Annotated in this window: 12 protein-coding genes and 1 pseudogene; 6 read left to right on the top strand and 7 right to left on the bottom strand. The window is 72.5% G+C overall.

Annotated features, from left to right (window positions below):
• Positions 1-31 precede the first annotated feature (31 nt).
• A complete protein-coding gene (locus F0L17_RS20850; protein WP_155072245.1) occupies positions 32-1,105 on the top strand; it encodes a polysaccharide deacetylase family protein in 1,074 nt (357 codons plus the stop codon).
• A gap of 37 nt (positions 1,106-1,142) precedes the next feature.
• Here F0L17_RS20850 and F0L17_RS20845 read toward each other — a convergent pair whose 3' ends face one another.
• Complete coding sequence (locus F0L17_RS20845; RefSeq protein WP_155072244.1) at positions 1,143-1,352, bottom strand: hypothetical protein; 210 nt, start codon at positions 1,350-1,352, stop codon at positions 1,143-1,145.
• Between the two features lie 156 nt (positions 1,353-1,508).
• Between F0L17_RS20845 and F0L17_RS20840 the strand changes: the two genes are divergently transcribed.
• On the top strand, positions 1,509-2,294 hold the full coding sequence (locus F0L17_RS20840; RefSeq protein WP_162466507.1) for a peptidyl-tRNA hydrolase: 786 nt from the start codon (positions 1,509-1,511) through the stop codon (positions 2,292-2,294).
• Between the two features lie 20 nt (positions 2,295-2,314).
• Here F0L17_RS20840 and F0L17_RS20835 read toward each other — a convergent pair whose 3' ends face one another.
• Positions 2,315-3,925 carry a BCCT family transporter gene (locus F0L17_RS20835; RefSeq protein ID WP_202917901.1) on the bottom strand — a complete coding sequence of 537 codons (1,611 nt, stop codon included), beginning with the start codon at positions 3,923-3,925 and terminating at the stop codon, positions 2,315-2,317.
• Positions 3,926-4,122: 197 nt separating this feature from the next.
• Here F0L17_RS20835 and F0L17_RS27735 point away from each other — a divergent pair.
• A pseudogene (locus tag F0L17_RS27735) lies at positions 4,123-5,506 on the top strand (MbnB/TglH/ChrH family RiPP precursor modification enzyme).
• A gap of 104 nt (positions 5,507-5,610) precedes the next feature.
• Here F0L17_RS27735 and F0L17_RS27105 read toward each other — a convergent pair.
• Together F0L17_RS27105 and F0L17_RS20820 are read right to left on the bottom strand one after the other, a co-directional pair.
• On the bottom strand, positions 5,611-5,817 hold the full coding sequence (locus F0L17_RS27105; RefSeq protein WP_202918006.1) for a DUF397 domain-containing protein: 207 nt from the start codon (positions 5,815-5,817) through the stop codon (positions 5,611-5,613).
• A complete protein-coding gene (locus F0L17_RS20820; protein ID WP_155072242.1) occupies positions 5,814-6,698 on the bottom strand; it encodes a Scr1 family TA system antitoxin-like transcriptional regulator in 885 nt (294 codons plus the stop codon). The genes F0L17_RS27105 and F0L17_RS20820 overlap by 4 nt, the downstream gene beginning before the upstream one ends.
• A 404-nt stretch (positions 6,699-7,102) precedes the next feature.
• On the opposite strand from F0L17_RS20820, the gene F0L17_RS20815 reads away from it, so the two are divergent.
• The gene (locus tag F0L17_RS20815) at positions 7,103-8,326 is read left to right on the top strand and encodes a hypothetical protein (RefSeq protein ID WP_155072241.1); all 1,224 of its coding nucleotides are present in this window, start codon (positions 7,103-7,105) and stop codon (positions 8,324-8,326) included.
• Between the two features lie 311 nt (positions 8,327-8,637).
• Positions 8,638-12,180, top strand: a complete 3,543-nt coding sequence (locus F0L17_RS20810) for an nSTAND1 domain-containing NTPase (RefSeq protein WP_155072240.1) — start codon at positions 8,638-8,640, stop codon at positions 12,178-12,180.
• On the opposite strand, the gene F0L17_RS20805 is transcribed toward F0L17_RS20810, so the two are convergent.
• Genes F0L17_RS20805 through F0L17_RS20795 form a run of 3 tightly spaced genes read right to left on the bottom strand, consistent with a single transcriptional unit; the run spans position 12,181 to position 13,577 of the window.
• Positions 12,181-12,480, bottom strand: a complete 300-nt coding sequence (locus tag F0L17_RS20805; protein WP_155072239.1) for an NIPSNAP family protein — start codon at positions 12,478-12,480, stop codon at positions 12,181-12,183.
• A 33-nt stretch (positions 12,481-12,513) separates the two neighbouring features.
• Positions 12,514-12,732 (bottom strand): DUF397 domain-containing protein, encoded by a 219-nt coding sequence (locus F0L17_RS20800; protein WP_155072238.1) that lies wholly within the window; start codon positions 12,730-12,732, stop codon positions 12,514-12,516.
• A complete protein-coding gene (locus F0L17_RS20795) occupies positions 12,729-13,577 on the bottom strand; it encodes a helix-turn-helix domain-containing protein (RefSeq protein ID WP_155072237.1) in 849 nt (282 codons plus the stop codon). The genes F0L17_RS20800 and F0L17_RS20795 overlap by 4 nt, the downstream gene beginning before the upstream one ends.
• 164 nt (positions 13,578-13,741) lie before the next feature.
• On the opposite strand from F0L17_RS20795, the gene F0L17_RS20790 reads away from it, so the two are divergent.
• The gene (locus F0L17_RS20790; protein ID WP_155072236.1) at positions 13,742-14,197 is read left to right on the top strand and encodes an ATP-binding protein; all 456 of its coding nucleotides are present in this window, start codon (positions 13,742-13,744) and stop codon (positions 14,195-14,197) included.
• Positions 14,198-14,323: the final 126 nt, after the last annotated feature.

The raw sequence follows: 14,323 nt of genomic DNA, 5'->3' as shown, positions 1-14,323 counted from the left end.
GGCCGCACCGGAACGTCGTTACGTTCCGATCATGACCGTCTCCGTGCGCCGTACCCCCCTTTCCCTGACCGCCCTCACCCTGGTCACCGCCGCGGTGGCGGGATGCGGCGGCCCGGTCGGGGACACCCCCCGGGCCGCGTCCCCGGCCGCGGCCTCCCCCACCGGCAGCGCCTCCGCCTCCCCGGGCCCCTCGGCCTCCGGCGCCCCGGACGCCGAGGGGGCGGTCTCCGAGTACGCCGTGCTGCCCACCTCCAACGGCGGCCGCGTCGCCGTCTTCCGGCACGGCCCGCGCCCGGAGGACTCCGAGGCCGACCGGGACGAGGCCGAGAAGCGGGAGAAGCCGGAGGAGCGGGAGAAGAACGACGACGAGGGCGACAAGGTGGTGGCCCTCACCTTCGACGCCGCCCTGTCGCCCGAGGACCCGGAGGGCTCGAAGAAGGCGGCGGAGGAGGGCGGGGAGCAGACCGAGAAGGCGACCGCCCGGGAGGAGTCGGAGAAGAAGCCGAAGGAGAAGGGCGAGCGCCACGACAACCCGGGGCTGCTGAACACCCTGCGCCGCGAGAAGGTCCCCGCCACCGTCTTCATGAGCGGCGGGTGGGCCCGCGCCCACCGGGAACGAGCGAGCGACATCGGCCGGGACCGGCTGTTCGAGGTCGGCACCCTCTCCGACTCGTACCGCCCCTTCACCCCCGACTGCGCCGGACTGGAGGACCTGCCCGTGCTCGCCCCGGGCAAGCAGCTCGGGGACGTCCGCAAGGGTCTGGAAGCCCTCCGCGAGGCGGGAGTGGAGAACCCGACGCCCTACTTCCGCTTCCCCGGCGGCTGCTTCGACGACCGGGCCCGGAAGACGGTCGCGCCGGCCGGGGTGACCGCGGTGGCGGGCGACGTGGTCGCGGCGGACGCCGGAGCGTCCGACGAGAAGAAGGTCGCCGACCGGGTGCTGTCACAGGTCGAGCCGGGCTCGGTGGTGGTCCTGCACTGGAACCGCGCGAAGGCCCCGGTCACGGAGAAGGTCGTCGACCGGATCGTCCCGAAGCTGCGGGAACGCGGCTACCGCTTCGTGCGCGTCTCGGAGATGATCGCGGCGGCCGTGGGACGCGGCTGACCGGGGGCCGGAAGGACCGGGGGCGGCGAGGAAACCGTCACGAGCAGGCACAGGAGAAGCGCTCGGCCTCCTGCCACTCGCACACCGGGCACAGTGTCGCCCCGCGCGCGTGCTCCGGGTACTCGGTCGGCCCGCCGCACATCACACAGGCGGCGTGCTCCCCGCTCTCCTCGGCCCCGGGCCGTTCGGCGACGGCGGTCCGTTCGGGGGCCCGTTCGGGTGCTGCCCAGCCGGATACGAACTCCATACCTGTGAGCCTACTCCCCGGCGGCCGTGCCCGGCCGGTCCCGACGGACGTCTTCCGTCCGCCCCCTCCCACCGGGACGGAGGGGCCCGCCCCACCACCCCGCGCGGGACGGGCGCGGCGGGACACCCGACACGGGGCGGCCGGCAGACTGGGCCCGTGACCAGTTCCGACCACACCGCTCCCACCAGCGCGTTCACCGCCACCGCGGCCGATCGCGACACCGCCCCGCAGTTCGTCCTGCCGCTCGTCGTCCGGATCGAGCGCACCACTCCCCCGGGCCCGCCGGCGCGCACCGACGCCCTGGAGACGGCGGCGCGCGCCGTCCTCGCCCTGCTCTCGGACGAACGGGCGGTACGGGAGGACGGCGCGTGGCGCCGGGCGGTCGACGACTGGCAGGACGGACGCATCCGCAAGGTGGTGCGCCGGGCGCGGGGCGCCGAGTGGCGCCGGGCCTGCGCCCTGCCGGGCATCACCGTGACCGGGAACGGAACCACCGGGGAGGCGGGCGCCGGGGACGAGGGCGTCGCGGACGGCGCGTCCCCCGCCGAGGTGCGGGTCTTCCCGCCCGTGCCGCTGGACGGCTGGCCGAGGGAGTTGGCCCGCCTCCAGGTCTCCGGCACCGAGCTGGACGATCCCGTGCCGCCCGCCGAGCCCGGCCCGCGGCTCCCCGTGCTGTGGCTCAACCCGGAGCTGGAGATGTCCGCGGGCAAGGCGATGGCCCAGGCGGGGCACGGCGCCCAGCTCGCCTGGTGGGAGCTGGACGGCGAGGCCCGCGCCGCCTGGCGGGCGGCCGGTTTCCCGCTGGCGGTCCGCACCGCGCCGCCCGGGGCGTGGGAGCGTCTGACGTCGGCGGGGCTGCCGGTGGTGCGCGACGCCGGCTTCACCGAGATCGCCCCGGGGTCGGCCACCGTCGTGGCCGACCACCCGGCGCTGCGCCCCTGACGGCTCCCCGCCCCCGTTCCTCACTCCTTGTCGGCGCTCCACTCCCTGGTCTTCCGGTCCCGCTCCAACCGCCGGCGCAGCGCCGGCGGCGGGCCGGTGAGTTCGGGGAAGTCGGTGCGCAGCGCGCGGACGAGGGAGTACATCATCAGGAACGCCAGGACGAAGAACGGCAGGCCGAGCACCGTGATCACCTCCGCGAGCGCGTCGAGGCCGCCCTTGCCGGTGGCGGCGATCAGCGTGCCGGCGACCACGCCCTCGGTCACCGCCCAGAAGACGCGCTGCCTGGTCGGCCCGCCCTCCTCCCGCTGGCCCGCGCAGAGCATGTCCACCACCAGGGACGCCGAGTCGGAGGAGGTGGTGAAGAAGACGACCACGATCAGCACCGAGACGGCCGAGACGAACGTGGTGAGCGGGTAGTTCTCCAGGAAGGTGAAGAGCGCGCCGGGGATGTCGCCCTCCTCGACGACCTCCCGGACCAGATCGCCCCCGCCCCCCAACTCGATGTCGATGGCGGACAGGCCGAAGACGCTGAACCACACGATCGTGAAGGCGGTGGGCAGCGCGAGCACCCCGAGGACAAACTCCCGGATCGTGCGGCCCTTGGAGATACGGGCGATGAAGATGCCCACGAACGGCGACCAGGTGATCGTCCAGGCCCAGTAGAACACCGTCCAGGTGCCCTGCCAGCCGGTGTTGGCGAAGGTGTCGTTCCAGAACGCCAGGGAGACCAACGAGGAGAGGTAGACGCCGACGCTCTCGATGATCCCCTTGGCCAGGAACAGGGTCGCGCCGGTGGCCAGGACGAACAGCATCAGCGCGACGGCCAGCCCGATGTTCAGGTTCGACAGCGTCTTGATGCCCTTGTCCAGACCGAGCACCACCGAGGTGGTGGCGATGGCCGTGATCACGGTGATCAGCAGCACCTGGACGAGGGGACTCTCCGGCAGGCCGAAGAGCCGCGCGAGCCCGCTGTTGATCTGGAGGGTCCCCAGTCCGATGGAGACCGCGACGCCGAAGAGGGTGCCCATGACGGCCGTGATGTCCACGATCCGGCCGGCGGTGCCGTACACGCGGTCGCCCAGCAGGGGGTACAGCACCGAGCTGACGCGGAACGGCATCCCGCGCACGTAGACGAAGTAGGCGAACGTCAGCGCGGGCAGACAGAAGATCGACCAGGTGTGCAGGCCGAAGTGGTACAGCGAGTAGGCCATCGCCATCTGGGCCGCCTCGGTCGTCTGCGGCGCCACGCCCTGCTGCGGCGGCTCGGCGAAGTGGCTGATCGGCTCGGCCACGCCCCAGAACATCAGGATCGTGCCGATCCCGGCGGCGAACAGCATCGCGAACCAGGTGCCCCTGCCGTACTCGGGGCGATCGTCCTGCGCTCCCAGCCGCACGTGGCCGTAGCGGCTGATCGCGGCCCACAGCAGGAAGATCAGGAAGGTCGTCACGCCCAGGATGTAGAACCACCCCAGGTTGGTGAGGAGCCAGTCCGAGGCCGCCGCGAAGACCCGGTCCACCCAGTCCGTCAGCGAGATCGCCGCCACGACGAACAGCACGGTCAGTCCGGCCGAGGTGAAGAAGATGACCGGGTCGGTGCGGAGCCCCAGCAGGCGGCACAGTCTGTCCAGCATCGACGTCTCCCTGAGGGCTCGTGCGGCTCTGTCCGATTCTCCCGCCCGCGCGAGGCGGGGGTCGCGGGGTGTTGCTGCGCCCGGAGGAAGGCGAAGCTCAGAAGAACCTCTGAACCCGCCTCCCGGGCGGTTGATCATCCCTCTGCCCGGAGATGGGAAGAACACACGGGGAGGAGCCGTCGATCGGGGGGACGGACATGGCGCGACTGGGCACGGGCATCGGCTGGCGTCCGGAGATCGCCGGGGGGATCGAGGCGCTGCCGGACGTCGAGTGGGTCGAGGTGGTGGCGGAGAACGTCTGTCCCGACCACCTTCCCCCGGCACTGGAGCGACTGATGGACCGCGGTGTCACGGTGGTGCCGCACGGGGTGGGGCTCGGGCTGGGGGGCGCGCGGCGGCCCGACCCCGACCGGCTGGCGGCCCTGGCACGCCGGGCCGAGGTTCTGGGCGCGCCGCTGGTCACCGAGCACATCGCCTTCGTGCGGGCCGGAGGGCCGCCGACCGGCGCCCCCCGAATGGAGGCCGGGCACCTGCTGCCGGTGCCGCGTTCCCGCGACGCGCTGGAGGTGCTGTGCGAGAACGTGATGATCGCGCAGGACGCGCTGCCGGTGCCGCTCGCCCTGGAGAACGTCGCCGCCCTGTTCGGCTGGCCCGACGACGAGCTGTCGGAAGGGCGGTTCCTCACCGAACTGGTGGACCGCACCGGCGTGGGGCTGCTGATCGACGTCGCCAACCTCCACACCAATCACGTCAACCGCGGCGAGGACCCGCTGGCCGTCCTGGACGAGCTGCCGCCGGACGCCCTGGCGTACGTCCACGTGGCGGGCGGCGTGGAGCGGGACGGGGTGTGGCACGACAGCCACGCCCACCCGGTGCCGGACGCGGTGCTGGAGCTGTTGGCCGAGCTGTGCGCGCGCACCTCGCCGCCCGGTGTGCTGCTGGAGCGCGACGACGACTTCCCGCCCGCCGGGGAGCTGGCGGCCGAGCTGTCCGCGATCCGCGACGTGTACGAGGCGTCCGCCACCGGGAGGGGAGGGGCCCGTGTCTGACGCCACCGGGAACACCACCGGGAACGCCCACGACGAACACGGCACCGAAGCGGCCCGCCGGCGCCTGGCCCGGGCCCAGGCCGACCTGCTGGCGGCGCTGGTGGCCGACGGTCCCGTGCCCGCCGGCTTCGACCGCGACCGGCTCCGCGTCCAGTCCCGGGCGCTGACCGTCAAGCGGGCCTCGGTCGTCGCGAGGATCGCGCCCGAGCTGCCACGCCTCCTGGGCGACCGCTACCGACCCGCTTTCGTCTCCTACGCCCGCGGGCGCCCCATGACGGGCGGCTACCGGCCGGACGCCATGCGCTTCGTCGCGCACCTGCTGGAGCACGACCCCGCCCTGTCCCGGTCCGAGCGGCGCCGGCTGCGCCGCTGGTACCGCGCACGCTCCGGCGAGGCCCCTCGGGGGTGGGGCCTCGCCGGTCCGCGGGCGTTCCCCGTCCGGCTGTTCCGTCCGCGCGGTGCGCTCACGCCGCACCGCGCACCCCGGGAGGAGACCTCGCCCACGGACACCCGGCAGCACGGGGAGCGGTAGGCCGCGCGGGGTGGCTCGGACTTCGGTGGGAGCACCGAGGACGCCCCCGTCCGAACCGACGGCACGACAGCGGAACGGGCCCGCCCGGAAGGTCCGGCCCGGCGCTACTCGGCCACGAGTGCCACGAACGCGGCCCACTCGCCCCGGCCGACCCGCAGCACGGGTCCGTCGCCCGCCATCTTGGAATCCCTCACGTACACGGCATCCGAGCCGGCGGCCACCTCCACGCAATCGCCGCCGTCCGATCCGCTGTGGCTGCTCTTGAACCAGCGCAGCCCGTCCACGTTCCCGGTCACCCGCTTCACGCTCACGTCCCTCCCGCCAGCCGTTCGATGAGCCGCGCAGACTCCTCGACGTTCAGGGCCTGCGATCGCAGCTTGCCATACCGCAAGCCGAAGGCACTGATCTCGGCGGCACCCGAAACGACGCATCCGACGCCCTGGGACTCGAAATATCCGAGGTGTCGGTGTTCCTTGGTCTCCAGCACCACGAACGGACCGTTCTTACCGGGGTGGAACCCTCGCCCGGCAGGCATCACCTGCACCTCCACGTTCCGCAACGCGCCCGCTTCCAGCAGGTGCCGCCACTGCTCGCGCATGACCTCCGGGCCGCCCACCGGATCGCGCAGCGCCTCCTCGCCGATGATGAACGACAGCTCCGCGAGCGGCACCCGCGTCAGCAACTTCTGTCGGCCGAGCCGTGCCTCCGTGTGCCGATCGACGATCTCCTCGCTCAGCGGTGGGCAGTGTCCGGCGAACACCGCCCGCGCGTAGCCTTCCGTCTGCAACAGCCCCGGCACCAGCAGCGGATCGTACGAGAAGCGACTCAGCGCCTCCGCCTCCAGGAGCGCGAAGTCACGGAAGAACCGAGGCAGTTTGGCCCGGTCCACCTCGTCCTGGAGGACCTCCAGGACTCCCCTCGCCTCCAGCACCCGGTCCGCCGCCGCCGTGAACGCCGCCTTCGCCGGCCGCCGCCCCTGCTCGACCGAGGCCACCTGCTCGATCGAGTAGCCGATGGCGTCCCCGAGCTGCTGCTGGTTCATTCCATTCTGCTTGCGCAGGTGTTGGAGCAGCCTGCCGTAGGCCGACCACACCCCGGGCGGCTCGCCCCCCTCCTCCTTCGTCCGCGCCGCGCGATGGTTCCGCTTCTCCCGCACCGCCCTCACGCCCTTCCGTCCCGGATGTGCCCCCATGCCGCCGGGGCCATGTCCAACACGGGCCGGAGCGACCGGGGCACGGCAGCGGACCCGTACAACGCCCGTACAAGATCCCGCTCCATGACCCTCCGCCAACCGCGGGACTCCGAGCAGCCCCAGGCACCGTCGATCGCGAAGCCCGAATCCGGCCACGACAGGGTGTGTTCCTCCCTCCGCTGTCCGGCAACTCCGCCTTCCTCCGCATGACATCGGAGAGAAAATCATGGAACTCGCGTCCGGTCGTTCACTCCGTCGGGTGCCCAGGGGCGGAGCCACCCGGCCCGCCGATGCCCGTATCGAGGGCATTGGCGGCACGGCCCGGTCGTGGCCGGAAAAGGTCCGCGTCGTCCACTCCGCCCACGGAAAGGATCGGCTCGTCACTCGAGCGACGAGGGGGTTGCGTGAGGCTCATCGGGCGTGGCTGGAAAAAGGACTTCGCGAAGAAGTTCGATGCCTGCAACAGAGAACTGGGTGGCCTCAACGGCAAGCTCGGCGAGATCGGCCGGGAGATGGCGGCGCTCCGCGAGACGCTCGCCGAGACGGCCGACAAGCCGCCGCCACCGTCGTCGCCGCAGACGTCGGACGAGGAGCTGTACAAGCTCCGGGAAGCCGTCTCCACCGGGACCATGATCCTGCGGGAGGAGAACCGCGAACTGCGCCGGCGTCAGGAGAAGATGCTCGGCGATCTGAGGGACCTGCGCTTGGAGGTCACCGGCGGCCGGGCCGGGGCGCACCCGCCGTCCACCCCGGCTCCCGTCGAAGCCGCCGAAACCGCCGAGGCTGTCGAAACCGACGAGGCCGACGGAGCCGGAAGCGAAACAGGGGAGGCGGCGGTGGATCCGCCGTCGGACCCGTCGAACGAATCCCCCGAGACACCGGACGACCACCGACAGGAGCAGTACGTGGAGCAGCAGCGGGACGGCGACCGGCGGGAGACCGAGGGTGGCGTACCGGAGTCCCCGGGCGGAACGGGCCTTCACGAGGAGACCGCGAAGACGTCGGACGAGGAGCGCGTGAGGGCGGTGAAGGAGGCCGCCGAGCGGGCTCTCCGACACCGCTCCCCGACTTGTGGCGCCGACCACGCCACGGCGCCCCCGGACGGGAACGGCCCTCCGTCCTCCGACGTCCACACGGCCGGAGACGGAGGCGGGCGGCGGCCGGAAGACGGCCGTCAGGCGTCCCGAGACCCACTGGCGGAACACGCGGAGCTGTTGCTGACCGCCGCCGGGGTGTCGCGCGCCGAACTGGTCTGCCACCGCGACACCTGGGAGTTCCTGCTCGTCCAAGCCGCCCGGCACCCGCGCTTCCGCGTTCCGGACTCGGTCGAGAGCCTGGAAGGGGGAGGGGTGCGGACCCACCTGTCCGGACCGTCCCTCATCGCGGCCCTGATCAGTCTGTGGGAGACCCGCGGCGCATCGAGCGCGACGGTGAACGCGGACTGGGCGCTGGCCGCCATGTTCTACGACCGCATCCGGGCCCGACTGGTCGTCGCCGGGCCCGGCGACGACCGCCGTACCGTCCGCATCGTCCTGGACGACGGGGCCGAACCGGAAGGGGAAGCAGCGGCCGAGGACGACGCCTCCGAAGGCCCTGGTGCTTCCGGGAAGGAGTCGGACGCCGCGTAACCCCGCCCCGCTTACACGTCTGTGGCCCGGATGGCGTCCGGGCCACAGACGTGCGGGCTCATCGGTACCGAGGGCCTGCGTCCGCAGCATGCCGTGCGGCACAGTGCCGATGGCCGGTTCTGCCCTGCCTTGTTGAAACAGGCGTGAGCACCCCCTGATGATGTTCGGGCACCACAACCGCTCACTCCGTCCACTCTCACGGGCGCGGAGGAGTCGGTTCGGCACACGGGCGATACGTGATACGGGGGCGCACTGGTGCTGCGGAGACATGGGGACCGCCGGTCCGGGGGCGGTGCAACGTGAGGAACCGCATGCAGGTGGTCCTCCAGGTCATGCTGGCCCTGGTCGCCTGTCTGCTCGGCATCGCCACGAACTACGCCACCAGCGCGGACGACGCGCCCTGGGTATTGGAGGTCGTCCGGCGGGTCTCCGTACCGGCCATCGGGCTGCTGGTCGTGACCATGGTGGTCGGCCAGGTCGTCGTGTACCGGCTGGAGAACCCCACACCTCCACGAGTCGACTGGCCCCGTGACCGGGTTCCGTACCCGGGCCTGGACGCGTACGACGAGGACGACGCGGCCGCCTACTTCGGCCGGGAGGCGCAGGCAGCCGAACTGACCCGCAGGCTGCACGCCACCGCAACGCGGCCCGCCGACCGGTTCCTCCTCCTGGTGGGGGCGTCCGGCAGCGGGAAGTCCTCACTCGTCCGGGCCGGGGTGATGCCCCGGTTACGGGAGCGGCGCTGGAGGATCGTCCCGGCGTTCTCCCCCGGCCCCAACCCGCTCGGTGCCCTGGCAGCCGCCCTGGCAGCCGCGGCCGGGGGACAGGAGTCGGCGAGCACGGTCCTGCGACGCCTGCGGCACGGGCCGGACGCCCTGCGGAACGAGCTGGCGCGGCTGCGCGGAGGAGGGTTCCGGCGCGTGCTGCTCGTCATCGACCAGTTCGAGGAACTCGTCACCCTCGCGGGGGAGCGGGAACGGGACCAGTTCCTCACCGCCCTGCGCGCCTGCCTGGAACACGAACCGTCGATCCGGGTGCTCGCCACCCTCCGTGTGGACCTGCTGGAAAGGCTCCTCGGCAGCGGCCACGCCGAGCTCGTCCAACACCCCATTGCCATCGGCACCTTGGGCAATGCCCAACTGGCCGAGGTGGTGGAGCGGCCCGGAGCGCTGGTGGACCTCTCCTTCGCGCCCGGTGTGGTCGACACCATCGTGAACGAGACGGGCACGGACGACTCCCTGCCGCTGCTCGCCTACCTCCTCCAGGAGCTGTACTTCGCCTGCGGTCCCGGCGGAACGGTCACCGAGGAGACGTACCGCCGGCTCGGCGGCGTGCCGGGCGCCCTGGCCCGGCAGGCGGACAACACCGTGACCGCCCTCGGTGGGGTCGACGGCATCGACTTCGTCCTGCGCGTCCTGTTGAAGTTCGTCACCGTGGAGGGGCAGGAGGTCGCCCGCCGCCGGGTTCCGCCGGCCGAACTCACCGACCGGGAGCGGCGCGTGGTGGACGCGTTCATCGACGCCCGGCTGCTGCGGTCCGACGTGCAGGGGAACGCGGCCGCCCACCGGGAGCCGTACGCGCAGGTGACGCACGAGGCCCTGTTCCGCCAGTGGGCACCGCTGCGGCAGGAGGTCGAGGCCCGTGCCGAGCGGCTGCGCGAGCGCGCCGAGCTGGAGCGGTGGGCCGAGGACTGGGAACGGTCCGGGCGCAGCACCGACTACCTCCTCACCGGCGAACGGCTCACCGCCGCCCGGCGCCGGCTGGAGGCGCTGGAGGAGGACGGGCAGGCACCGGCGCGGGTCCGCGCACTCGTCGACGCCTCACAGCGCCGCGACCTCGCCTTCCTGAGCCGCGTCTCCGACAGCATCGGACGGCAGGTCCTCCGCATCGCGGAGAGCGAGCCGGAGCGTGCCCTGCTGCTGTCCCTGGCCGCGCTCGGCGAGTGCGTGCCGACCCCCGCGGCGCGGCGTGGGCTGATGGCGGCGCTGGCCGCCAGTCACCTGCGTACCCGGCTCGACGGCCACACCGACACCGTCCGGGACATCGCCTGGTCGCCCGACGGGCGGCTGCTCGCCACGGCATCCCGGGACGGTACGGCCCGCATCTGGGACGCCGGGTCGGGGCGGCCCGTGTTCGTCCTGCCGTGCGACGGGGTGATGGTCGAATCGGTCGCCTTCTCGCCCGACTCGACCCGCGTGGCCACCGCGGGCCGCGACCGGGTCGTGCGGATCTGGAACGCGGTCACCGGCGAGCCGGAACTGCTGCTCGGCGGGGCGGGGGACATCGGCAGGCAGGTGGCCTGGTCACCGGACGGGCAGCACATCGCCGCCACCTTCAAGGACCGTGTCGTGCGCGTCTGGGAGGTGCCCGGTGGCGGTTCGCCCGTGCGAGAGTTGCGCGGGCACGGTGACGACGTCTGGGGCGTCGCCTGGTCTCCGGACGGCAGCCGGCTCGCCACCGCGTCCCACGACCAGACGGTGATCGTCTGGGACCGGGAGACGGGCTCGGCCGCCGTGACCCTGACCGGGCACACGGACTTCGTCGAGGGCATCGCGTGGGCCCCGGACGGACGCTCCCTGGCCACCGGCTCGGGTGATCACACCGTCCGCGTCTGGGACGCGAACACCGGCGGACTCCGCCTCCTGGTGCGCGGACACACCGACTACGTGTGGAACCTGGCCTGGTCGCCGGACGGCCGGATGCTCGCCTCCGCCTCCTCCGACAGGACGGTGCGCGTCGTCAGTTCGGCCGACGCCAAGGTGCCGGCCGTGCTGCGCGGCCACACGGACACCGTCTGGGGTGTCGCCTGGGCACCGTCGGGCACCCAACTGGCCACCGGCTCGACCGACGGCACCGGCATCGTGTGGGATCTGCGGCCGCGTGGCGCCGAGACCGTACTCGCCGACGGGCACGACGGCCCGGTGAACCAGGCGGCCTGGTCCACCGACGGCAGCCGCATCGCCACTGCCTCGGACGACGGCACCGTCCGCGTCTGGGGCGCGAACTCCGGAGCCCCGGCCGGGCCCGTGACAGTGCTCGGCGAGCGGGTGTGGAGCGTGGCATGGTCACCGCACGGCGACCGGCTCACCCTCGGCACCAACGACGGGCTGTTCCGTGTCGTGGACGAACACGGCGGCACGCTGTTCGAGCAGCGCGGCGAGGCCGTCGAGGGCGTCGCGTGGTCTCCGGACGGCCGGCGCATCGCCACCGGCGGCCATGACGGCACCGTGCGGGTGCTGTCCGCACTCGACGGAACCGAACTGGCCAAACTGGCCGAACATCAGGACTGGGTGGGACGGGTCGCATGGGCACCGGGCGGGCGTCTGCTCGCCAGTTGCTCCGACGACCGCACCTGCCGCCTGTGGGACACGGCCGAGAGCCGGCAGCTCACCGTCCTGCGCGGGCACGACAACTACGTGGAGGACGCCGCGTGGTCGCCGGACGAGAAGCGGATCGCCACGGCGTCGGGCGACTGGACGGCCGCGGTGTGGGACACGGCCACCGGACGCCGCCTCGACGTCCTGAAGGGGCACGAGGGCCGGGTCCGCGCGGTCACCTGGTCGCCGGACGGCCGGCGCATCGCCACCGGGGCCGACGACCGGACGGTACGCGTCTGGTCCGCGGACACCTTCGAGGAGATCGCGGTCGTCGGCGTCCACCAGGACAAGGTGACCTCGGTGGCCTGGTCCCGCGACGGTGCGCGGCTGCTGACCGGCTCCGCCGACGGGACGGCCCGGGTGTGGGAGGCGGAGCCCAACTACGACAGGCTCGAAGCACGGGCGCGGGGCAGGGTCTTCCGCACGCTCACGGAGGAGGAGCGGCGGCAGCACCTGCTGCCGCTCGACACCGAGTGATCAGTAGACCTGCTCGACCACACGGTCCTCGGTGCGGACGAGGTAGTCGTCCGGGTCGAGGTTCATGGCCTCGCGTTCGGGAGACGACCAGTACGCGGCGTTGCGTTCCGCGAAGGTCTCCGGGCCGTCGCAGGAGATCAGCCACACGAACTGGCCGCGCTCCCGGTCCACCCAGGCTCCGTCGATCGTGAATCCCAACTTCAGGCGCAGTGGGACGATTTCCCTCCGCCACCGCTCCACCCACTCGTCGAGCATGCCGTCCCGGACGGTGTACGTACGCAGTTGCGTGGTCTTCGCCATGGCGGACATCCTCTCGGAACGAGGGCCGTGGTGCTACGTGATCGGCTGATCGACCGCGAGCGCCAGGAACGCGGCCCACTCGTCGCGGCCGATCCGCAGCACCGGCCCGTCGCCCGCGGCCTTGGAGTCCCGTACGTACACGGCGCCCGAGCCGGCGGCCACCTCCACGCAGTCCCCGCCGTTCGGGCCGCTGTGGCTGCTCTTGAGCCAGGACAGTCCGTCGGCCGCGTTGCCTTGCCGTTCGATGCTCATGTCTCCCCTGCCGCCCGTTCGATGAAGTCAGCCGAATCCTCGGCGTTGAGAGCCTGTGAGCGCAGCATCCCATACTGGAGCCAGAACTCGCCGACCTCGTGGCAGTCGGACCGGACGCTCACCACACCCTGCGATTCGATCACCACGAACCTCCGGCGCTCGGCCGTCTCCAGCAGGACCATGGGACCGTTGAGCCCGCTGTGAGCGGCCCTGCTGCTCGGCATCACCTGAATGTCCACGTGCCGCATGCGACGGCACTCCAGCAGGTGGGCCAGTTGGGCTCGCATCACCTGCGTCCCACCCACCATCCGGTGTAGGGCCGCTTCTTCGATGACGAACGCGAAGACGGCACAAGGTGCTGTGCGCGTCAGGAGGGACTGCCGTGCGAGACGTGCCGCGACGCGCTGCTCGACGACCTCGTCACCGAGCGGCGGGAAGTGGGTCCGGATCAGGGCACGAGCGTAAGCCTCCGTCTGGAGAAGCCCCGGAATCACGAGTTGGTCGTAGGAGAAGCGGCTCACCGCGTCCTGCTCCAGCGCCGCCACGTCCTGGAAGAAGGCGGGCAACTGCGCCCGGTCCACGTCCTCCTGCAAGGCTCTCAGGGCTCCGCCGGCCGCCAACACCCGCTCCGCCGCCTCGGTGAACGTCGCCTTCGCGGGCTGCCGTCCCTGTTCCACCGAGGCGACCTGCTCGACGGAGTAGCCGATCGCGTCCGCCGGCGACTGTTGGGTGAGGCCCGCGCGTTCGCGGAAGAGGCGGACGAGTTTCCCGTAGGCGCTCCACGCTCCGGGGCGGCCCCCGTTGCCGTTCCCCACGGCCTTCGCGCGGTCGTTGTTCCGGCCCATCGCTCCCCCTGGTCCGTTGCGGTGGTACACCCTTGTGGCGAACCGCGGCGGCGCCGGTCGGGTCACGGGCGCGGCCCGTACAACTCCCGTACGGGGACCGCGTGCCCCGACACGTACCGCTCCCCGACCTGGTCGTCCCCTTCCCGCGGCGACACGGTTGCGGCATGCGACCGCAGAATCCCGCCACCGAACAACCCACCGATATCCCGCACTTCGCCGTCCGCCTCAGCGGCACCGCGCGGGGTGCCCGGCTGGCGCGCCGACTCGCGGCCCAGCAGTTCACCGAGTGGACCGGGCTGCCGAACGACTGCGACACCACGTACGCCGTCGCCCTCGTCGCGGACGAGTTGGCGACCAACGCCGTCACCCACGGCAGCCTCCCCGGCCGGGACTTCCGGCTGACGCTGCTCCTCCCGGCCGAACCCGCCGTCGTGCGGATCGAGGTGACGGACACCCGGCCGGAGCGCCTCCCCCGTCGCCCCATCGCCGAACCGGGGTCGGCCGACGCGATGTCGGGGCGGGGGCTGCTCCTGGTCTCGGTGTACGCCACACGCTGGGGGTGCGAGGTGCGGGACGCGTTCACCAAGACCGTCTGGGCGGAGGTCTCCCGGCCGTCCTGACCACCGTCGGCGCGCGGCGGATCGCCGGGGCGGCGCGGGACGGCGGCATGCCGAGCCGTCATGGCGTGGTGACGGCTGTCACGACATTGCCACATCATGAAGTCCCGCCCGTCCGGCGGTCGTATG

This window comes from Streptomyces taklimakanensis (genome assembly GCF_009709575.1).
Taxonomy (GTDB): Bacteria; Actinomycetota; Actinomycetes; order Streptomycetales; family Streptomycetaceae; genus Streptomyces; species Streptomyces taklimakanensis.
This window is presented reverse-complemented; position numbering and strand designations above follow the sequence as displayed.